A 19,213-nucleotide genomic window follows, 5' to 3' on the forward strand; every position below is an offset into this window, starting at 1 on the left:
AGGCTGATTGTTATTCTTGTTTGGCCAGTTACACCAACACAATCCTAAGGATAATACGTTATCTCCAATGCCTTGTCGATATGGCGAAGCGGACAATGATGAAAGACAGGTTGGTCTTATTCGAAGGGTTCCAATGCTTCAGAAAAATAGCGATTAACCCATGCTTCGCCGAGGTGGTCGTAGCAGTCGGTGAGAAAATCCGCCAGTTCGTCCGGCGTTAATTGATGTTCTTCGCCCGGAGGCTCTACCTCATGATGAAAATACGCGTTAAAGAACGCCTGACAGAAATCCGTGTAGTCGCGGGTATGAAGGATAAAGGTATGCCACATGGCATCCAGAGGCAGCAGCGGACCAAAAAAATAAGTGTGCCGATTCGTTTTTTGCCGGTAAGCGTTTAGCCATAGCCAAGCCAGTAAATCGCTAAAAAGCTGCTGGCTGGCTTTAAGATTAAACTCCGGATGGTGGTGCGCAAAATGGCGCACCACGGTTGGATTTTGATAATGCAAAACAGCCTGCAGTGCCGGGACGTCCATCAGCGGCAGCAGGTTCCCTGCCAGTTTTTATTGGTAATGAAGCGCACGATGCGGCAGATTTTTTCTTGTTTGCTCATGAGGTCCTCTTATTTTTATTAATTGCACAGACAGTCATTTAAGCATCCAATTGATCAGTAATCAACCCAAGACAAGGCACCATTCAATAGATATTATCTATTAATATCATAGTAATATTCAATTTTACTTATTGCTACCATGCGGCTAAATTTACAGTGAAACCGAATAATTGAGGAGAATAAAATGATCACAGTCGGTAATCCATTTCCAACGTTTGAATTAAAGGCAACGGTAGGGAACGATGTGCATGATGCGTTCACTGTCATCAACAATAACACGTACAAAGAAAAATGGCTGGTGGTTTTTTTCTGGCCTAAAGATTTTACCTTTGTATGCCCGACTGAAATTGCTGAATTCGGCAAACTGGCCGGTGAATTTGCCGATAGAGATGCGCAAATTTTAGGCGGAAGTACCGACAGCGAATTCGTGCATCTGGCCTGGCGTAACAATCACGCGGATTTAAAAAACCTGCCATTTCCCATGCTCGCTGACATTAAACGGGAACTGAGTCAGGCCTTAGGCATCCTGGATGAGCAGGAAGGGGTAGCGCAACGGGCCACCTTTATCGTTGATCCGCAAGGCATTACCCGCTTTGTCATGGTCACGGATTTGAATGTGGGCCGTAATCCACAGGAAGTGCTCCGCGTACTCGATGCCCTGCAAACGGATGAATTGTGCCCGTGCAATTGGAAAAAAGGGGAAGAAACCATCCATGTCTGATGGGCAGAAGACAAGTCATCATAACGGAGAGAACCATGTTGCAATCCATTAAAGATCTGTTGCCGGAATTTGCCAAAGATGCCCGTATCAATGTGGGCAAGGTCCTTGATCTTGAGCAGACAGACGGTTTGAGTAAAGAGCAAATCATAGGCTCAGCGTTGGCGGTTGCCTATCACCTTGATAATCAGCCGCTGGTGGCTGGCATTAAAGCCTTGCAGGGTGATCTTAGCATGGAGGACGCTGCAAAAAATGCCGCGAGCATCATGGCGATGAACAACATTTATTACCGTTTTGTTCATCTCAGCGAACTACCGGAACTGGGAAAAATCCCTGCGGGGCTTCGCATGCAGGGCATGATGAATCCCGGGACCGATAAAGTGACATTTGAGGTCTTGAGTCTCGCTGTGTCGGTGTTAAATGGTTGCGGTGCCTGCATCAGTGCCCATGGTCGGCAATTGCTGGAACATGGTTTAACGCCTGCGGCCATTGCCCGCGTCGGACGAATCAGCGCCGTGATTCATGCCGTGCACGTCAGCAGCAAATTATAAAAAAGCAACGCGCGTTGGCGCGTTGCCACCCATTATCGCCAGCCAAATCCGGCTTTAAGCCGGTCTACGCAATGCTTCGCCTGTTCAAGATCATTGTCCTGCAAGGCCATCTCCAGATCGTCAATGGCAAAACGCACAGCCTGTAAGTTGACGCGTACCATGCCGCGCAGAAGAAAACCAATGCAGGCAAAGACCAGCATGCTGAGGTAGGGGTGAGTACAGACAAAATGCGGCAAGGCAGTCATGGGTGTTCCTTCAGTGGCGATTCTCATTCCATCATAGGGGCAAATACGGCCTGACGCCAGATGACTTAAGGGGAGTAAAACACCGCGTGCTAAAACGCCGCGGATTGACTGGGCGAGGCGGTTTGACTGGCGTCTGCCTCGGTTACAATCCAATCCAGGGTTTCGGGAGGAGTAATGGATTCAGCCTGCATCTCATCGTCATTGAAGTGCTCGGATGCCGCTTCATTTACGGAGCCGCTTCCAAGAACCGCGAATGCGGGATCAATCAGCGGAGGCGGTGGATAGGCCTTGACCAGGTAGTTGGTTTCCGGAGAGGAATGCTTGAACGCTTTATTTTTAAAACGGCGATTAAAATAATCCGCATGACAATGGTAGTAGTCAAGGTATTGGAAATCATGGGCCTGATTTAATTTTTTTCGCAACGTCACGACCCGGGGATCAACGGGTTTAATGCCGGGTAGGAAACTGAACCAATTTTGCAGGCGAATGCGCCAGGAGCCTGGCACTTGCTGGTGGAGATCACGGTGAAGAGAAGGGGTCATGGTCATGAATGGGTTTAAAACACTCATTCAATAATACCATAATATGCGCATCATGTGCGCCATTTATTCAGCTTAAAGCAGCCCTTTCTGTCTTAATGCCGGGCAGGGCGCCTGAGGCTATAGTTCTGCCCGACTGGTTGTTGATGGCACGACAGTGGCATATTCTTTGTAATCGTGGACATCATTACCATCTTCTCTAAGGCCGCATCCGGTGTCATTCATTCTCCGTGTTTTGTCGCGTGCATCAGCAAAAGCGTCCTGAACCAGTCTGGCGGTAACACTCTCGCCGGAGGTCTTGTGCCAGGCATCCACGCTTTTAGGATCGACAAAGGAGGCGACATTTCTTTCCGCATCCTGGGCATAACGACGTAATACGTCAATATTGCCGACGCGATACGCTTCAATGGCCTGGCTTAAAATGAGGATTTTATAATCCCGCTTGGCGTCCTGATGATACAACCGCATCTTGCATTGACGCTGCATCCTGATTTCCGCGAGATGCATTTCCATGCGTCCTAGAATGCCAGTGTCCGGGGTGAATTTGCTTAAGGCTTTGCTGTTGGAAAACGCTTGTTTTTCAGCCAGGTGGTCTTCTTTCGCAAGCTTGCTCATCACTTCAAGCGGTTTTCCCGGCCGAAGCAATCCCTCTTTGGGCAGGAACGTCATGCTGCTTGACGGCAGGCAATCATTGGCCCTGACCCAACAGCCCAAATCGGAAGATAATTTTCGTTGTGCATTCTCGCGGGCAACCTGCCGCCATGCTGTAATCTTCTGTTGTTCGACACCCGTGTAAAAAATCAGTTCCCCAAAAGACGCGGACATTATCATGGCTTTTGACAAATTCCCGGGCTAAGTGAATGGGATTGTCGGGCGTGGTGGCAGCGTCTGCCCTGTCGTATTGTCGTGCGTGGGCAAAAAAAGCATCCGTTTTTCCGTCTTTGTCCTGGCCGATAATAGCCAGCCCCATGCACCCAATAAGGCTTTCCGTCCACACCATTTCAACCGGGTTGTGTTCGATGTCTTTCAAAACGATGCCGGGTCCGGGACCGGGTTCACTGCCGTTTAATCCCACGGTACCGGGTACGGCTGTCTCAAACCATTCGTCCTTGCCCGTATGGTCAGAGTCGCCGAAATCGATGTCTTCACCCCAATGACTTCCGCATTGAGCCAGTTGTAAGCGACGATCGCTAGGTCCTGATTCTGTGCTTATCATGCACGCGTCTCCCTGTTGTCATTATTTGCAAGTATAGTTCATGGTGTTTCACTTTTATCTGGCAAAAAAAGATCATCAGGGTTAAAATTTGCCCTTTTCAACGAATGAGGAAGAATCATAATGAGAAAAAATGCCGTCCTGCTTGTCCTCCTGGTAATGAGCGTTTTCGCCCAGTCGGTGGGTGCCGCGGCGCTTGAAGACCGGTACGCCCATGATCAGCAACTGGTTCTTGATGAGGTGAATAAATACCGGCAGTCGAAAGGGTTAAAGCCGCTGGTAATGAATAAATTCATGTCGCATGAGGCGGCTATCCACAGTCAGGACATGGCGTCTAAACGCATGGCGTTTGGCCATATCGATTTTAACAAACGCATTAAGCGCATTTATGACGCCATTCAGCTGTGTCGTTCGGGTTCAGAAAACGTTGCGTATTTTAAAGTCGGGCCCCGGGAAGTTGTGCGTCGCTGGCTCACCAGCCCCGGCCATCGCCGCAACATTGAAGGCAATTTCAATATGACTGGCGTCGGTATTGCGCATGATAAACGCGGATACATTTATTACACGCAGATTTTTGTTCGCACCGATAATCCAGCGTATACCCAAATCGCCCAAAAGTAACACGATGCGGGGCTGATGCTGACCAAGCCATCGGCCCGTGTTTAATTAAGGGTACCGCAAGCGATGCGGGCTCCGCCGCCGCCCAGGGGTGGGTTATCGCTGTAATTGTCGCTTCCGGCATGAATCATCACCGCCAGACCTTTCAAATCACTGGTTTTTAATCGAGGGGCCAGCAGAGGGGTATTGGCTTGCCCTTCGCTGTCGACGGCTAAAACGGGCAAATCGCCTAAATGCCCGTTGCCATAAGGGCCGGCATGCGCGTTGGTGTTGGCCGGATCATAGTGTCCTCCTGCTTTCATGCCCTTATCCCCGCAATCCGCCTGTTGATGCAGGTGAAAGCCGTGCATTTTCCCTGCAGGAAGTGCATGAAGCGCTGGTTTGATCAGTAAACCGTACTCACTGTCTTCAAAAACGACCTCACCTATTTTTTCGCCGGTTTCGGTGGCGTAAACCTCGCTGGTTAATGCCGCAGCATGCGCTGAGGACAGAAAAAAGAGACTGACAGCAAGCAATGAGTTGGTTTTCATGATTTTCCTTAGGCTGTAGTGAGTTGATAAGTCTAGCATTTTCTGTCAAATCGAGGCTAGTCCTCTTTATTCCAGGACACCATGCCGATGACCCCGCCCAGAGCGACCAAGCTAAAAGCAATGAGCAGCTCCCGGGTAGGACTTGCCATCCCAAGGAGGATTAATACCAGCATGGAGAGCACGGGATTACCATAAGACAGCAGGCTTAACAGTTTAAAATCGCCTTTTTTTATGCCGAAATCCCAGAAAAAATAAGCCAGACCCTGAGTGGTTAACCCCATCAACAGCAGAACGGCCCATTCCCTGCCCTGGGGGAGTACGGTGGTTTCGTAAGTCACATGAAGCACACCGGACGACACAGCAGCCAATCCACAACAAAGACCAATCATGTCCACCGGTGCCTCATTGAAGAAGCGTGCTGTCACGCTGTAAAGCGCCCAGACCAGTGCACCCGTAAACGCCAGAAGATAGCCTTGCAGGTATTGGCGATCAAAGCCTGTTTCTCCCTGGCACAGAAGAATGTAGACACCGGCAAAACCAAAGCAGGCGGCAAGGAGGTGCTTGCTGCTGCGTTGTTCGTTGGGTAAAAAGCCGGTGAGTACCAGGATGAGAATCGGCCAGAGGTAATTGATCAGATCCGCATGGGAAGCCGGGGCGTATTTGAATGACGCCACGTACAGGATTTGATTGCCGTAAATACCGATAAAACCCAGCAGGTACAGCGGCCAGGGTTGTTTGAGCGCGGCCCATTGCCTGCGCAGGGTGAGTTGCATGGCTGAAAACAGGAAGCTCACCAGAAAAGTCAGGCTTAAGGTTTCAAACAGGGGCAGGGATTTGACCGTGGCAGTGAATGGCGCAGCCAATACCCAGAAAATCAAGGCGCAATAGCCAATGCAGGTCGGGTATTTTTTAATGCTCATCGTGGGCCGGGCAGGTGGATTAAAAAGCATGGTAGCAAGTTAAGCTAAAAAGGCAACTGGAATTCCCCGCTGCGTTTAAAGTAATGCTGTCGTTATGCTTTTGAAAACCTTATACTCTTTTTTTTAAGTTGCCGCGATGGATTACCGTTCATGGAATTGAGAATTGACAATACCCCGTTTAAAGCCATCTTTCAGCCGCTGGATTTAGGATTTACCCACCTTAAAAACCGCATTCTGATGGGCTCCATGCACACAGGACTTGAAGAAGACAAGGAAGGACTTGACCGTCTCGCTGCCTTTTACCGTGAACGGGCCTTGGGCGGAGCAGGGTTGATTGTAACCGGCGGATTTGCCCCCAACCGTTCCGGCCGTTTAGCGCCCTTTGCCGCCAAACTCACCAACAGCAAAGAACAGCAGCGTCATGAAGTCATTACCCATGCTGTGCACGATGCGGGCGGGAAAATTGCCCTGCAGATTCTCCATGCCGGGCGTTACGGCTATCACCCTTTCATTGTGGCGCCAAGCGGCATTAAATCGCCAATCAGTCCATTCAAACCCTGGGTTATGACCAAGCGCCGTATTGCCAAAACCATCCAGCACTTTGCCCGCTGTGCAAAGCTTGCCCAAGGCGCGGGCTATGACGGCGTCGAAATCATGGGCAGCGAAGGCTATCTGCTCAATCAGTTCATCGTTGCTCACACCAACCACCGTTTGGATGAGTGGGGCGGCAGTTACGCCAATCGCATTCGCTTTCCGGTCGAGATTGTGCGTGAAGTGCGGCAGGCTGTCGGTGAGAAATTCATTATCATTTACCGTTTATCCATGCTGGATTTGATAAGCCAGGGCAGCAGCTGGGAAGAAATTGTTCTGTTGGCCAAAGCCATTGAAGACGCAGGAGCCACATTAATCAATACCGGCATTGGCTGGCATGAAGCCCGTATTCCCACCATTGCGACCATGGTGCCTCCCGCGGCGTTTACGGCAGTGACTAAACAACTGAAACCGGAATTGCGAATTCCTGTCATTACCTCTAACCGCATCAACACGCCGGAATTGGCCAACCGGGTACTGGCGGAGGGCCATGCGGACATGGTGTCCATGGCCAGGCCTTTTTTAGCGGATGCGCATTTTGTGGAAAAAGCCAAACGCGGTGAAAGTGCCGCGATTAACGTCTGCATTGCCTGTAATCAAGCGTGCCTCGACCGGGTCTTTGTCAATAAAACGGCGTCCTGTCTGGTGAATCCCAGAGCCTGCAATGAGACCGAGCTTGTTTATCAGACAGTCCATCATCCCAAACGCATCGCGGTGGTTGGCGCTGGACCCGCAGGCCTGGCTTTTTCGGCAGTAGCCGCTGAACGCGGGCATGACGTCACCCTGTTTGAAAAAAGCGATGTGCTCGGCGGCCAGTTTAATCTGGCCAGGCGCATCCCTGGCAAGGAGGAGTTTCAGCACACTATCAATTATTTTGCCCATCAATTGCCTAAACTCGGGGTGGATATCCGCTTCAATACGGAGGCGACGCCGGCCTTGCTGCAGGGGTTTGACGAGGTGGTGCTGGCCTCTGGCATCACGCCAAGGATTCCGCAAATTGACGGCATCCATCATGAAAAAGTCATGACCTACATTGATGTGATCATGGAGCGGCGTGTGCCCGGCCAACGGGTGGCCATTATCGGTGCCGGCGGCATTGGCTTTGATGTGGCGGAATGGCTGACGCACGAGCACCATGGCCATGAAGCGAAACATTTTTACAAGGAATGGGGAATTGATTTGACTGTCAGCCATCGCGGCGGGCTTGACGACGCGGAGGTGAGTCCAAGTCCGCGCGAGGTGTATTTACTGCAGCGCAAAAAAGAAAAGCACGGCAAAAACCTGGGTAAAACCACAGGCTGGGTCCACCGGTTAAGCCTTAAACACAAGCAGGTCAAGATGCTGGCGGGGGTGACTTACGAGCGCATTGACGATGAAGGCCTGCATATCCGCATTGGCGAGGAAAAAACAGTCCTGCCGGTTGACTCCGTAGTCATTTGTGCCGGACAGAATGAATTGCGGGATTTGTACGACCCCTTACGCGAAAGCGGTCAATCCGTGCATTTAATCGGCGGAGCCTTCAAAGCACTGGAACTGGATGCGCGCCATGCCATTGATCAGGCCTGTCGTCTGGCGGCCCTGCTATGAAGCACATTGCGGTCATTATTAACCCGATTGCGGGCAATGGTGCCGGGAAGAAAATCTGGCAGGCTCTGGAGCCGGGGCTCAACGCCCTGTCTGAAAAAATCACGCATCGCATGTCGAACTTAAGCGATGACATCAGCGGGTTAACCCGTGATCTGTTAAGCGAGCGGCCTGATTACCTCGTTATCATCGGGGGCGACGGCACCCTAAGCCAGGCCATCAACGGCATTATCGCAGCGGATCAATTGCCTTATCCTGACCTCAAGACAGCTTACTTCAATTGCGGGTGCGGCGGTGATTTTGGCAGGCAGTTTCCTTCCCAGCACATCACGGAGTTTCTCGATCGCCTCGTCCATAATCAGACCATTAACACCAATGTGGGAAAAATCACGTTCAACGATAAAATCCGCTATTTCATCAACATCGCCAGTTGCGGGGTATCGGCCGAAGTGGTTGTCAGTGCGTCGAAAACCCCGTGGCTGAAACGAGTCGGGGGCGGAATTTATTATTTTATCCATGGCTTTAAAACGTTGTTGTCCTTAAAACCGGTGGATGTCCGCATTGAATACGATAATCATCCCGCCGAAGAGGCTAAAATGTCGATGATTGCCCTCTGCAATGGCCAGTTTTTTGGGGGACGGATGCACGTAGCGCCCATGGCAAGGCTGGATGATGACTTGCTGGATGTGGTGATGTTCCTTGATGCGACGCCTTTACGCGCGTTGTTGAAATTTCGAAAAATTTATTCCGGCCGGCATCTGCAGGAGTCGAAAGTGCATTATCGGCAGGCGAAAACCGTGTTAATCGAGACACTGGGAAGACCGGTGCCGGTGGAGGCGGATGGGGAGGTACTGGGTTACCTACCGGCTCGCTTTGAATTAATTCCCATGCAATTGCAGTTGATTATTTAAAAAGTTGTATCATAATTAAGAGGGTCAATTTAGATTAAAAAATTGTCAGTTAGATTAGTTTTTAAATTTTTTGTAAATGTATCTTCCTGTTTTTTTAGTAATATTCCACGCCAAGAATTGCACACACTAACAAATTTAGTGCATCGTTGCGCTGATTTTGCTATTATAGTGAGCAATTTTTACATTAGTTAACCCATTTTTTCAGTTACGATTTATATTTTGGAACCATTTATGACACAAGAATTAGCAAGCTTCGCTGCCCTCGACCTATCGGATGTTTTACTGAAAGCCCTAGAGGACATGAAGTTTCAAGCGCCATCTCCTGTTCAAGCACAGACGATACCGTATCTGCTTGAAGGAAGGGATGTGATTGCGCAGGCACAGACGGGTACGGGGAAGACGGCGGCTTTTGCTTTGCCTATTCTTAAGCGTTTATCGTTAAAATCCAGGGCAACTCAGGCGCTTATCCTGGCGCCAACACGCGAACTGGCCATTCAGGTGGCTGAACAGTTTGAAGCGTTGAGCGTTCACCAGAAGGGCACGACCGTGTCTGTTCTTTGCGGGGGGCAGGAGTACAGCCGTCAGCTGAAGCAATTGCGTGACGGTGCGCACATTGTGGTTGGAACGCCGGGACGTATCCTCGATCACATCGATCGCGGCACCCTGCAGCTTCATCAACTGAAAACCTTCGTGCTCGATGAAGCCGACGAGATGTTGCGTATGGGCTTTATTGAAGACGTGGAAACCATTCTTGCCAAGCTCCCTGACGAGAAACAGATTGCGCTGTTTTCAGCGACGATGCCGTATCGTATTCGTCAAATTGCCAACAGCTACCTCAATGATCCGGTCTCGGTTGAAATTAAAGCCGCCACGGCCACGGTCAAAGCCATTGAGCAGCGTTTCCTTTTCGCCTCCCCGGCCCAAAAACCGGATGCCTTGCTTCGGGTTTTAGCGGTTGAAGATTATCAGGGTGTTATTGTGTTTGTGCGCACCAAGAGCAGCACCGAAGAAGTGGCCGCCTTGCTGCAGCAGCAGGGATACCGTGCCATGGCGATTCACGGCGATATAACCCAGGCTTTGCGTGAGCGCATCATTGCCCAGTTCCGTCAGGGCGCCATTGACATTCTGGTGGCGACGGACGTGGCGGCACGTGGTCTGGACGTTGACAGGGTAACGCATGTTATCAATTACGATGTCCCCCATGACTGCGAAACCTACGTACACCGCATCGGCCGTACCGGACGTGCCGGTCGAAGCGGCGTCACGGTGTTATTCATTACGCCGAGGGAATCGCGCATCCTCAATACCATTGAGCGTCATACGCGTCAGCGCATTGAGAAAGTCGTGGTGCCCAATGACTACATGATTCAACAGGCCAGGCAGGAACGGTTTATGGCCAATATCAAATCGCGTTTTGGACATGAACACGCCCCGGGTTATTACCGCATCATCGAAGAGTTCCTCAAAGCCAATCCTGAGGCTTCCGCGATGGATGTTGCAGCGTCCTTGGCCTTGATGCTTAATCAGGATAAAGCCTGGCAGCAGGAGTTGCCGAAACCGTCTCGACCGGTCAAAGAAACCCGGCAGCGGGATGGCGAGTTTAAAAGCGAGTTTAAATCCGCCCGTGCTTACGAACAGCGCCAGGGTTCGGAGCGTAAAGGCTTTGGCAAGAAAAACATCCGCGACGATTACCCGCAGGAACTGTTCCGCATCGATGTGGGCCGTATCCATGGTGTAAAACCCGGTAATATTGTCGGTGCGATTGCCAATGAAGCCGGCTTGCAGAGCAAGTTCATTTCCGGTTTGAAAATCCATGATGATCATTCCACCGTGCGTTTACCCCAGAACATGCCCAAAGAAGTGTTCCAGGACTTGAATAAAGCCTGGGTTTGCGGCCGTCAACTGAAGTTAACGTCCCTGGGCACGGTGTGATTTTAAAGCCGATTAGGGCGCTTTTAATGGTCCTAATCGGCTTTTACCCCTTACTGTCTGGGGCCGTTGGAGGGCAATAAAGCCACGACAGCCACTGCAGCCAGAGCCGTTGCGGCAAGACCGCCGTAGAATACGTAAGGGTTATTGGCCAGCGATGGCTCTTTCATTGATTCGATTCGCTGCGTAATCACGTCCCTGACCTTATCCAGCGGTTGGTTGCAATCAAGGCCCTTAATCAAACCAGGCACCAGTTCCTTCAGGATGTGTTCATTCAGCATCTGCACCTGCTCAACCATCTGAACATGATTCACGAAGTGTTCGGAAGCACGCGCCAGGGCTTCAAACACCGTGGCGGAAAAATCAACCGCTGTCTCCTTATCCCAGTTTTTCAGGCCAAAGCTGGCTTGACAATTGTAGCGGCGCTCATCCTTTTCTTGCTGCGTATAACCTGCACGCGCTTTTTTCATCTCCTGAACATCGCTGAGAATCGCAAGCAGGGCCATAAGAAACTGACGTGTAAAATTTTTTTTAAAATCCATAACAGACATCCTTAAAATGGAGGAAGCCTATTTTAAACAGGGATTGGTCGGGGGAGCTAGCGAATAACATACCCGAAACGCAGTTCAGGAGTTTTTTATTGCACGAAAATCCAATATCATCCGACTGAGCAACAATACCCCTTGTGGCCTACACATTAAGGAAGACGATGATTGTAATCTTTGTCCATGGCTGGAGTGTGACCCATACCAACACGTATGGCGAACTGCCTCAATGGCTTGAGAGTCAGTGCAGGGAGGGCGCATTGGCTATTCAAGTGGGGAATATCTATCTTGGGCGCTACATCAGTTTCAACGACACCGTGACCCTCGATGACATAGCCCGCGCCTTTGAGCATGCTGTGCGCGAGGAGATGGCCGACAAGCTGCGTCAGGGGGAACGTTTTGCCTGCATCACCCATTCCACCGGCGGGCCAGTTGTGCGTCTATGGATGGATTTATATTATAAAAACAATCTTGCAGCATGCCCCTTAAGCCATCTGATTATGCTTGCTCCGGCTAACCACGGTTCGGCGCTGGCGCAATTGGGTAAATCCCGGTTAGCTCGGATTAAGTGTTTTTTTGAAGGCATTGAACCCGGACAACCTGTGCTGGACTGGCTTGAACTTGGAAGCGAGAGGAGTTGGCAACTCAATGAAAGCTGGTTGCATTATGATTGCACAGCGCATGGCATTTATTGCTTTGTTCTCACCGGTCAGACCATTGATCGCCAACTGTATGATGCGCTGAATTCGTATACCGGTGAAGCAGGATCGGATGGTGTTGTCCGTGTCGCGGCGGCGAATATGAATTACAGTCTGCTGCAGTTGCATCAGGAGGGGAATAACGGCGAAAACCTCGTTGTAACCCAAATGACACGATCACGGCCCATGGCCATGGGCATTCTGCCCGGGTGCGCCCATTCTGGAAAAAAGAGGGGCATCATCCGCAGCGTGACGATGGCCAATGCCGCTACTCACCCGACGGCGGTATGGGTTTTGCGATGCCTCAAGGTTAAAACCCGTGACGGTTATACTGCGCTGGCGAATGCGCTTACCAGGCTGACGGAAGAAACCCAGAGAAACGAACAGATCGAACAGGTCAGGACGCTTCTCCATAAGCGCGAATACGTCACCAATCGCTATTCCATGATTTTATTTAAACTGATTGATGACCGGGGCAATCCCCTTGATGATTATGATCTCTACCTGACAGCCGGACCGCAATACAGCGAAGGGGCCCTGCCCAAAGGGTTTTTTGTTGATCGCCAGCGAAATCTGCGCAACCCGGGAAAACTCACTTATTTTCTCAACTACGACATCATGGAAACCGGCATTAATACCCCCAAAATGCAGGGTAATCTGGGATTTCGCATCCGGGCCTACCCCGAGGCAAGTGATCGGGCTCTGGCGTATTACCGCCTGCTTGATTTCCATTCGTCGCTCGCGGACATTAACAAAATCCTTCATCCGAATGAAACCGTCATGGTTGAAATCAAACTTCAACGACGGGTTGATAGCAGCGTGTCGCGTATCAGCAACAACCTGATTCCAGCAAAAATCAGTGCGAAGCCGACAGGCCACCACGTCAAGTAACCAAGGCAGTCAATCCGGGGTTAAGGCACTCAACGGCGCGTCCTGTGCGGCCAACGCCGTTTGCGGAAAAGGACTGAAACAGGTGGCGAAAAAGCCGATCATTTTTCCAGGCAGCGAATCCTGAGCAGTCAGTCGCTTGAGGGTGGTGGCGGGCTGATTGGTGCCGGTTAAAATCAGGTTGACATAACTCAGGCAGTCCGTTTCTCCTGGTTTCATGCGCGTGGCGATGAAGCGTTTGGTGCAGGCATGAGTCGTCTGAAGGTGTTCATGCAAGGCCATCATGCGTACCAATTGCCTGCCGTCTACCTGTCGATTTTCGCGTTGCACGGGGGCTTGTTTAAGATCAGAACCGCCGAGTGAAAATTCAAGGGCCAGGTGCTTATCGCCAATGGCCAACTTGATCAATGCATGATGACCGACATAACCCCTTAAGGCATCACTGATGAACCGGGCCTCGAAGGTCACGATTTCATAAGTCTGTGGGCTTTCCAGAAACCGGTCCAAGGCATCCTGATTCATGTTGAAATACTCGATGAGCAAGCGATTTTTAACCTTATCCAGGTAATGGTTTAAGGGTTGGTATTGGCTGCTGGCTAAATGGTTCAGTGAACGCCCAAGGCCATCGAGTGTGTATTTAATCTGCCTGAACGTTTCTTCTTTAAACAGCTTTTTAGGGGCGCGAAAGCCTATCATCGCACCGACAAAAAAACCGGTAATAAAACCGATCAGGGCATGGTTGAATGGATTTTCAAGCCGTGCTCCAGCACGCAGCAGGCCTGAAAAACCACCTATCAAACCGCCCAATATCCCCAGTATCAATGCGGCCAGGGCGCCGCCCACATTCAAAATACCCTGGATGAGTTGAGTCTGGGCACTGTTTGTGCCGGCAATCTGAACCAGGTCCTGATAACGTTGCTGCACTGCTTTTAAAGACGCATCCACCAGGGAGGGATCATTCACGCTCAGGAAGGCATGGCACTGATCCGTGAGTGCCATGGCGGCTTTAAGCACGTTGCTGGCATAGGGCGTTGGTTTTTGTTTAAGGGTTGTGGCTAAAAGCAGAAGAAAATACTTGATTTCATGACTGGGCAGGCAATCGATTTTATTTTTGAAAAGCAGGAGCTGGGTTTGATAAGCCTCGTTGTGCATGGCGTTCAACGTGAAGATCAAATCATTATAATGTGGATAGAGGAATTAAATTGCAAGGGATTGTTGACAGGCGATGCGAATCGCCGCGTCAGTGTCAATTATTGGGGCTGAATGTAAATTAAATTGATCATTTTGTCCGCCCTATACTATAATCCTCGAGTTTTTTTAAAAAAATAAGGCTTTAAATGAATGTGTTAATCCTGTTGTTTACTCTGCTTTTTTCCGGTTTTGTGTCCGCCGCACCCGTAAAAAATATTGTTGTGTTTGGTGACAGTTTATCGGACAACGGCAATCTGTTTGAGTACATGGAGCGTAAACTGCCGGAATCGCCGCCTTATTATGAAGGCCGTTTCACCAATGGACCGGTGTGGGTGGAAAAACTAGCTGCGCTTTCTTTCCCAAAAGACGGCAATGGCCGTTTGCTCGATTATGCCTTTGGCGGGGCTGGGGTGTCTAATGACAGTGAAGACGATGGCATTTTGTTTACCCTGAAACGGGAAATCGACAGCTACCTGCTCGCGCACCAGGATAAAGCGGATGAGAACAGCCTGTTCATCGTCTGGATTGGGGCGAATAATTACCTGGGTATCCCTGACGATGCCGACAAGACGGTGACAGAAGTTAATGCGGGCATCAAGCGTGGCCTTGAGCGTCTGGCCCAAGCCGGAGCCAAGCATGTGCTCGTGCTGAACCTGCCTGATCTGGGTAAAATTCCTGTGGCCCGTTTGTTTGATGCCACCGAGGTGTTATCGGCCATTTCCCTTGATCACAACGACCGCTTGATGCAAACCGTGGAAGCGCTTAAAAAAGAGTACAAGGACGTTCAGTGGCTGCAATACGATGTCTATCAGATGATGGGAGAGGTGCTGGCTGATCCAGGCCAATATGGTTTCAGTAATACGCTTGAAACCTGTTATGACGTGATCGTAGACAAGCCGTCTCAACAGTCCATGCTAAAAATCGCGCAACGTCTGAAGTTTCAGGGTCAGGTGGATTGCTCAAGCTACCTGTTTTTTGATCCCGTGCATCCTTCCGCACCGGCGCATGACATGATGGCCTTGCGAGTCCATGACCTGCTGAATGCAGCGGGTATTCAATTTGCGGATTAATACTCTCTGCCGCGGCGCGTAAGGCTGCCGCGGCTGCTTCCATTGCCTGTGTCCCGCGCTGAAGCTGCCTAACATTTCGGCAGGAATTTTGCATTAATTCCCTTACAACTTCTCGTTCTGCGCCGACTATGCGTGTCCTTTGGGGATGTCTCTTATTGGGCTTTTTATTGCTTGCCAGGGCAGAAGTATCGACTTTGGAAATCAATGTCAACCAAAAAAAGGTGGCCTTGCCGTATTGGGCTCCTGACATGAAATCCAAAGGCGGTGTGGTGATTCTCTTTGGTGATCCGCCCTTGTACGGCATTCAGTTTGGTAAATCCTTAGCCGAACAGTTGGCTAAACGGGGCTGGTCGGCGGTGGTGGTTACGGCTGATTCAGGGACAGGTAAAGACAGCTGGATTGATCAGGTGCCGGAAGCCCTGGCCGCTTTGCGCCAGAAAAACAACAACCGCATGATGGTGGTGCATTACGGCAACAAACTGCGTGTGACTCTGGATTATTTTTCCAAACCCCAGTCAAAGAAAGTGAATGGTTTAATCCTGATCTCGGCTTACGATAAGCCGGAACAAAAAGACGTCCTTGACCTGCTTAAAAAAGTGAATTTCCCCATGATGGATGTCGTCGGGCAATTTGATTATGGTTTTGTGCTTAAGCAGGCAAAAGAACGGCGCAATCAGGTGGGTTGGGAAGAAAAAAACTATCAGAACTTAAGCATGCCGGGGGCGCGCCATCAATACTGGTACTCCACACCCCTGTTAGTGGCCTACCTCAATGGCTGGATGTTGAAACAGGAAGCGGAAGAGCCGGTGAAGCCGCCAATCTCGCTGCGTTAATCTACCACCCTTTGCTTTCGCAGATTAATTCATAGGCCTTGGTGATTTTCTGTGTTTTGTCATTGGCCATTTTAATCATTTCTTCCGGCAATCCTTTGGCAATCAGTTTATCCGGGTGATTGCGGCTGATCAGGCGGCGATAGGCCCGTTTAATATCCTGTTTGCTCGCCTGCGGTGATACCTCAAGCAGGGCGTAGGCTAAGGTCAGGTTATTTTGGGGTGAATAACCGCTCTGCTGCCGGCCGGAATAATGGCGATTATAGGATTGTCGGTTTTGCGACGAATAACCGTTGGATCCGCTGGCGCCTGATTGGGTGGAACCGGCATTGGCACCCGAATAAGAATAGGAACGCGTCGCCTGAGGGCCAAAATCCTCGTAAAAGCGGTATTGCTTGTGCAGGGGGGCAAAGCCAAGACGGCTGAAAACCATGTCCAGTGCTTTGATTTTTGGCGGTGACAGGCCATCGGTCATGGCCGCCCGGTACTGGATATCCATGAACAGTTTAAGCAGTTCCGGATTATCCCGGCAAGTCAGTTGCAGCCTGTTCAGGGTACGGCCCAGGTCAAAATCAGGTTGTTTTCCTTCACGGAAAAAACGCTTGGCCAGGGTTTTTTGTTCGTAACCTAGACGCATTTCATCCATTAAGGTGCGGGCCATGGCGATTTCACGCTCGGAAACCCGGCCGTCTGATTTGGCGATGTGTCCCATTACCAGAAACGTGGTTTCAAAAAAAACCTTTTGCACGGCCTGACGCTTTTCTTCGTGGTATCGCCAGTGAGGACGGGAAAAATGCTCGACTAATCCGCGATCAAACACGTTGCCAATTAAAATACCTAAAAAGGCACCGACAGGCCCTGCAATCTGGTAGCCAAAGAAGGCTCCGAGGATTTTCCCCCACCAGGTGTGGGTGGTAAAAAATTGGCGAAAATTCATTAAAATCAGCGTTCCGTTATCTCGTTAAATCAGGTTGAGAGGCCGGCGAGAGGCGTTTGGCCCCAGTTGCCATTCCCAACCAATATTACTATTTTAGCGTTTTTTAGCGGGGGAGGGAATTTTTTGGACATTTCCATTGCCGTCTTTTTACTTCAGGCAGTATCCTTGCACCGGTAAGAATTATATACTTGCTCTTTTTAAGGTTAGTGTATGCGGGTTATTTATTCAACAATCTGGTATCTATTAGTTCCTTTCCTGCTTCTGCGGTACTGGTGGAAGGGCAGGACCTTACCCGCTTATCGTCAGCGTCTGGCCGAACGATTCTGCTTAGACAGGATGCCGTCGCTCCCCGTGGACATCTGGTTGCATACTGTGTCACTGGGCGAAGTGATTGCTGCGACGCCGCTGGTCGACGAATTACTGCGATTGCAGAAGCGGATTCTAATCACCACCATGACGCCCACAGGGGCTGAACGGGTAGCCCGGCAGTTTGGTGATCAGGTCACGCATCGCTATGTCCCTCATGAACTGCCATTGACCCTGCGTCGTTTTTTTAAAACGTTCAAACCGCGTATGGGTATTATTTTTGAAACCGAAATCTGGCCCAACATGATCCATTATGCAACGGAAGCGGGTGTCCCCCTGGTTCTGTTCAATGCCCGTTTATCTGAACGCTCAATGCGCTCCTATAAAAAGGCGGCGTCCTTTTTCAAGCCTTACTTAAACCAGTTTCAAGGCATTTATGCCCAGGGGCAGGAAGACGCTCAACGCTTTATTGAGTTAGGCGCTGAACCGGGTCGAGTGAGCGTTTTGGGCAACATTAAATTTGATTTGGAAACAAAGCATGTCAATGCCGATATCTTCTGGCAATTGAAAACCCGTTGGGGCAGCGAGCGAACAGTGGTGGTTATTGCCAGTACACACGAAAACGAAGAAGAGTTGATCCTGTCTCACTTAAAACAATTGCAGCAGGCCATTCCTCAGGTCGTGTTAGTTGTTGTGCCGCGCCATCCTGAGCGTTTTCCAAAAGTCATTCAGTTAGCCAGACAAATGGGTTTTAATACTGGCCAACGCAGTGATTTGGGTAGTATCCAGCCTGACAACGAGGTGGTAGTGATTGATTCCACCGGCGAATTATTAGCCTGTTATCAGATTGCTGATTACGCGTTTGTCGGTGGCAGTTTCGTGCCGGTTGGCGGCCACAATGTGCTTGAACCCATCGCCATGGACGTGCCGGTATTCAGCGGCCCCCAGACGCATAATTTTAAAATGATCATGGCAGCGCTTGTTGCCGAAAAGGCGGTGAAAGTCGTTGATAACGCCCATGAGTTGATGGACGGTCTGGCCCGCCTTCATGCGAATCCCGGTGAAAGAGCCGAATTAATCAAAAATGCCAGCAATGTGCTGAACGCCAACCGCGGCGCTGTGGCGCGTTACGTTGCTGTTGTAAAGGAATGCCTGGGTGAGTAACCCAACCGGTTAACAGCGGAATGAGCCATCGACTCCTGGAATATAAACCCTCTCTGTGTGCCAGTGCACTCAAAGAGGGTATGTCTATCGTTGATTCTCAATCGATTGAAAGAGATTAACTCCTGAGGACAGGAATTAATCTTAAAGAGAGCAGGGGATTAACCGCCCTGGTTTTGGCGTTCTTTAATTTCAGAGAGCGTTTTACAATCAATGCAAAGCGTTGCTGTAGGGCGTGCTTCAAGGCGACGCAGGCCAATTTCGATACCGCAGGCTTCGCAATAGCCAAAATCATCGTCGCGCAGGCGTTCCAGCGCATCTTCAATTTTTTTAATCAGCTTTCTTTCGCGATCGCGGGTGCGCAGTTCGACACTAAACTCTTCTTCCTGGGTGGCGCGATCAGACGGGTCGGGGAAATTAGCCGCTTCATCTTTCATGTGGGTTACTGTGCGATCCACTTCTTCCATAAGGGACTGACGCCAGGCTAACAATATGGTCTCCATGTGTGCCTTTTGTTTGTCATTCATGTATTCCTCACCCTCAGTTTCCTGATAAGGTGTAATACCCATGCTTGTCACGGCGTTGGTTTTCACGTTATGTCTACTCTCGTTAGTTGTATCCACTCTAT

21 protein-coding genes are annotated in these 19,213 nt (G+C 50.2%); 10 read left to right on the forward strand and 11 right to left on the reverse strand.

Annotated elements, in window-relative coordinates; genetic code table 11:
- Positions 1-116: 116 nt before the first annotated feature.
- The gene (locus DYE45_RS04460) at positions 117-533 is read right to left on the reverse strand and encodes a UCP032817 domain-containing protein (protein WP_108292331.1); all 417 of its coding nucleotides are present in this window, start codon (positions 531-533) and stop codon (positions 117-119) included.
- A 261-nt stretch (positions 534-794) separates the two neighbouring features.
- On the opposite strand from DYE45_RS04460, the gene DYE45_RS04465 reads away from it, so the two are divergent.
- Positions 795-1,331 (forward strand): peroxiredoxin, encoded by a 537-nt coding sequence (locus DYE45_RS04465; RefSeq protein ID WP_115300520.1) that lies wholly within the window; start codon positions 795-797, stop codon positions 1,329-1,331.
- A 35-nt stretch (positions 1,332-1,366) separates the two neighbouring features.
- Positions 1,367-1,879, forward strand: coding sequence for a carboxymuconolactone decarboxylase family protein (locus DYE45_RS04470; protein WP_108292327.1), 513 nt, complete (start codon positions 1,367-1,369; stop codon positions 1,877-1,879).
- Between the two features lie 32 nt (positions 1,880-1,911).
- Here the strand turns inward: DYE45_RS04470 and DYE45_RS04475 are convergent, their stop codons facing one another.
- The 4 genes from DYE45_RS04475 to DYE45_RS04490 all read right to left on the reverse strand — a co-directional run bounded on the left by DYE45_RS04475 (position 1,912) and on the right by DYE45_RS04490 (position 3,879).
- Complete coding sequence (locus DYE45_RS04475; RefSeq protein ID WP_108292325.1) at positions 1,912-2,124, reverse strand: hypothetical protein; 213 nt, start codon at positions 2,122-2,124, stop codon at positions 1,912-1,914.
- Positions 2,125-2,213: 89 nt separating this feature from the next.
- Positions 2,214-2,693, reverse strand: a complete 480-nt coding sequence (locus tag DYE45_RS04480; RefSeq protein WP_133138166.1) for a hypothetical protein — start codon at positions 2,691-2,693, stop codon at positions 2,214-2,216.
- 90 nt (positions 2,694-2,783) lie between these two features.
- Positions 2,784-3,377 (reverse strand): hypothetical protein, encoded by a 594-nt coding sequence (locus tag DYE45_RS04485; RefSeq protein WP_133138167.1) that lies wholly within the window; start codon positions 3,375-3,377, stop codon positions 2,784-2,786.
- Complete coding sequence (locus DYE45_RS04490) at positions 3,352-3,879, reverse strand: hypothetical protein (protein WP_115300523.1); 528 nt, start codon at positions 3,877-3,879, stop codon at positions 3,352-3,354. Before DYE45_RS04490 ends, DYE45_RS04485 begins: the two co-directional genes overlap by 26 nt.
- Positions 3,880-3,999: 120 nt before the next feature.
- Here DYE45_RS04490 and DYE45_RS04495 point away from each other — a divergent pair, with 120 nt between their 5' ends.
- Positions 4,000-4,497 (forward strand): CAP domain-containing protein, encoded by a 498-nt coding sequence (locus DYE45_RS04495; RefSeq protein ID WP_242602672.1) that lies wholly within the window; start codon positions 4,000-4,002, stop codon positions 4,495-4,497.
- Between the two features lie 41 nt (positions 4,498-4,538).
- Here DYE45_RS04495 and DYE45_RS04500 read toward each other — a convergent pair whose 3' ends face one another.
- Both DYE45_RS04500 and DYE45_RS04505 read right to left on the reverse strand, forming a co-directional pair.
- Entirely contained in the window at positions 4,539-5,027 is a 489-nt protein-coding gene (locus tag DYE45_RS04500; protein WP_115301067.1) for a superoxide dismutase family protein, read from the reverse strand.
- A gap of 53 nt (positions 5,028-5,080) precedes the next feature.
- Complete coding sequence (locus tag DYE45_RS04505) at positions 5,081-5,944, reverse strand: DMT family transporter (protein ID WP_160160679.1); 864 nt, start codon at positions 5,942-5,944, stop codon at positions 5,081-5,083.
- A gap of 150 nt (positions 5,945-6,094) precedes the next feature.
- On the opposite strand from DYE45_RS04505, the gene DYE45_RS04510 reads away from it, so the two are divergent.
- The 3 genes from DYE45_RS04510 (at position 6,095) to DYE45_RS04520 (ending at position 10,962) form a co-directional block, all read left to right on the forward strand.
- Positions 6,095-8,122, forward strand: coding sequence for an NADPH-dependent 2,4-dienoyl-CoA reductase (locus DYE45_RS04510; RefSeq protein WP_115300525.1), 2,028 nt, complete (start codon positions 6,095-6,097; stop codon positions 8,120-8,122).
- The gene (locus DYE45_RS04515) at positions 8,119-9,030 is read left to right on the forward strand and encodes a diacylglycerol/lipid kinase family protein (protein ID WP_108292315.1); all 912 of its coding nucleotides are present in this window, start codon (positions 8,119-8,121) and stop codon (positions 9,028-9,030) included. The genes DYE45_RS04510 and DYE45_RS04515 overlap by 4 nt, the downstream gene beginning before the upstream one ends.
- 231 nt (positions 9,031-9,261) lie before the next feature.
- Positions 9,262-10,962 (forward strand): DEAD/DEAH box helicase, encoded by a 1,701-nt coding sequence (locus DYE45_RS04520; protein ID WP_108292313.1) that lies wholly within the window; start codon positions 9,262-9,264, stop codon positions 10,960-10,962.
- A 50-nt stretch (positions 10,963-11,012) separates the two neighbouring features.
- Here DYE45_RS04520 and DYE45_RS04525 read toward each other — a convergent pair whose 3' ends face one another.
- Complete coding sequence (locus tag DYE45_RS04525) at positions 11,013-11,501, reverse strand: hypothetical protein (protein ID WP_108292311.1); 489 nt, start codon at positions 11,499-11,501, stop codon at positions 11,013-11,015.
- Between the two features lie 167 nt (positions 11,502-11,668).
- On the opposite strand from DYE45_RS04525, the gene plaB reads away from it, so the two are divergent.
- Positions 11,669-13,093 carry a phospholipase PlaB gene (plaB, locus tag DYE45_RS04530; protein ID WP_108292309.1) on the forward strand — a complete coding sequence of 475 codons (1,425 nt, stop codon included), beginning with the start codon at positions 11,669-11,671 and terminating at the stop codon, positions 13,091-13,093.
- A gap of 9 nt (positions 13,094-13,102) precedes the next feature.
- Here plaB and DYE45_RS04535 read toward each other — a convergent pair whose 3' ends face one another.
- The gene (locus DYE45_RS04535; RefSeq protein ID WP_108292307.1) at positions 13,103-14,242 is read right to left on the reverse strand and encodes a YtxH domain-containing protein; all 1,140 of its coding nucleotides are present in this window, start codon (positions 14,240-14,242) and stop codon (positions 13,103-13,105) included.
- Positions 14,243-14,427: 185 nt separating this feature from the next.
- On the opposite strand from DYE45_RS04535, the gene plaA reads away from it, so the two are divergent.
- Together plaA and DYE45_RS04545 are read left to right on the forward strand one after the other, a co-directional pair.
- The gene (plaA, locus tag DYE45_RS04540) at positions 14,428-15,351 is read left to right on the forward strand and encodes a GDSL family lysophospholipase PlaA (protein WP_108292306.1); all 924 of its coding nucleotides are present in this window, start codon (positions 14,428-14,430) and stop codon (positions 15,349-15,351) included.
- A gap of 155 nt (positions 15,352-15,506) precedes the next feature.
- Entirely contained in the window at positions 15,507-16,184 is a 678-nt protein-coding gene (locus tag DYE45_RS04545) for a type 1 periplasmic-binding domain-containing protein (RefSeq protein ID WP_108292304.1), read from the forward strand.
- A 1-nt stretch (position 16,185) separates the two neighbouring features.
- Here DYE45_RS04545 and djlA read toward each other — a convergent pair whose 3' ends face one another.
- The gene (gene djlA, locus DYE45_RS04550; RefSeq protein WP_108292302.1) at positions 16,186-17,118 is read right to left on the reverse strand and encodes a co-chaperone DjlA; all 933 of its coding nucleotides are present in this window, start codon (positions 17,116-17,118) and stop codon (positions 16,186-16,188) included.
- 210 nt (positions 17,119-17,328) lie between these two features.
- Here djlA and waaA point away from each other — a divergent pair, with 210 nt between their 5' ends.
- Positions 17,329-18,588: a lipid IV(A) 3-deoxy-D-manno-octulosonic acid transferase gene (waaA, locus tag DYE45_RS04555; RefSeq protein ID WP_115300526.1), complete on the forward strand. Its 1,260-nt coding sequence runs from the start codon at positions 17,329-17,331 to the stop codon at positions 18,586-18,588.
- A gap of 158 nt (positions 18,589-18,746) precedes the next feature.
- Here the strand turns inward: waaA and dksA are convergent, their stop codons facing one another.
- Positions 18,747-19,154: an RNA polymerase-binding protein DksA gene (gene dksA / locus DYE45_RS04560; RefSeq protein ID WP_310790366.1), complete on the reverse strand. Its 408-nt coding sequence runs from the start codon at positions 19,152-19,154 to the stop codon at positions 18,747-18,749.
- Positions 19,155-19,213 lie beyond the last annotated feature (59 nt).

Source organism: Legionella taurinensis, from assembly GCF_900452865.1.
Lineage (GTDB): Bacteria > Pseudomonadota > Gammaproteobacteria > Legionellales > Legionellaceae > Legionella_C > Legionella_C taurinensis.

Bases quoted from the DNA above. Each gene is read 5' to 3' on its own strand.
- DYE45_RS04460 (WP_108292331.1), bottom strand. From the start codon at position 533: ATGGACGTCCCGGCACTGCAGGCTGTTTTGCATTATCAAAATCCAACC.
- DYE45_RS04465 (WP_115300520.1), top strand. From the start codon at position 795: ATGATCACAGTCGGTAATCCATTTCCAACGTTTGAATTAAAGGCAACG.
- DYE45_RS04470 (WP_108292327.1), top strand. From the start codon at position 1,367: ATGTTGCAATCCATTAAAGATCTGTTGCCGGAATTTGCCAAAGATGCC.
- DYE45_RS04475 (WP_108292325.1), bottom strand. From the start codon at position 2,124: ATGACTGCCTTGCCGCATTTTGTCTGTACTCACCCCTACCTCAGCATG.
- DYE45_RS04480 (WP_133138166.1), bottom strand. From the start codon at position 2,693: ATGAGTGTTTTAAACCCATTCATGACCATGACCCCTTCTCTTCACCGT.
- DYE45_RS04490 (WP_115300523.1), bottom strand. From the start codon at position 3,879: ATGATAAGCACAGAATCAGGACCTAGCGATCGTCGCTTACAACTGGCT.
- DYE45_RS04495 (WP_242602672.1), top strand. From the start codon at position 4,000: ATGAGAAAAAATGCCGTCCTGCTTGTCCTCCTGGTAATGAGCGTTTTC.
- DYE45_RS04505 (WP_160160679.1), bottom strand. From the start codon at position 5,944: ATGAGCATTAAAAAATACCCGACCTGCATTGGCTATTGCGCCTTGATT.
- DYE45_RS04510 (WP_115300525.1), top strand. From the start codon at position 6,095: ATGGAATTGAGAATTGACAATACCCCGTTTAAAGCCATCTTTCAGCCG.
- DYE45_RS04515 (WP_108292315.1), top strand. From the start codon at position 8,119: ATGAAGCACATTGCGGTCATTATTAACCCGATTGCGGGCAATGGTGCC.
- DYE45_RS04520 (WP_108292313.1), top strand. From the start codon at position 9,262: ATGACACAAGAATTAGCAAGCTTCGCTGCCCTCGACCTATCGGATGTT.
- DYE45_RS04525 (WP_108292311.1), bottom strand. From the start codon at position 11,501: ATGGATTTTAAAAAAAATTTTACACGTCAGTTTCTTATGGCCCTGCTT.
- plaB (WP_108292309.1), top strand. From the start codon at position 11,669: ATGATTGTAATCTTTGTCCATGGCTGGAGTGTGACCCATACCAACACG.
- DYE45_RS04535 (WP_108292307.1), bottom strand. From the start codon at position 14,242: ATGCACAACGAGGCTTATCAAACCCAGCTCCTGCTTTTCAAAAATAAA.
- plaA (WP_108292306.1), top strand. From the start codon at position 14,428: ATGAATGTGTTAATCCTGTTGTTTACTCTGCTTTTTTCCGGTTTTGTG.
- djlA (WP_108292302.1), bottom strand. From the start codon at position 17,118: ATGAATTTTCGCCAATTTTTTACCACCCACACCTGGTGGGGGAAAATC.
- waaA (WP_115300526.1), top strand. From the start codon at position 17,329: ATGCGGGTTATTTATTCAACAATCTGGTATCTATTAGTTCCTTTCCTG.
- dksA (WP_310790366.1), bottom strand. From the start codon at position 19,154: ATGGGTATTACACCTTATCAGGAAACTGAGGGTGAGGAATACATGAAT.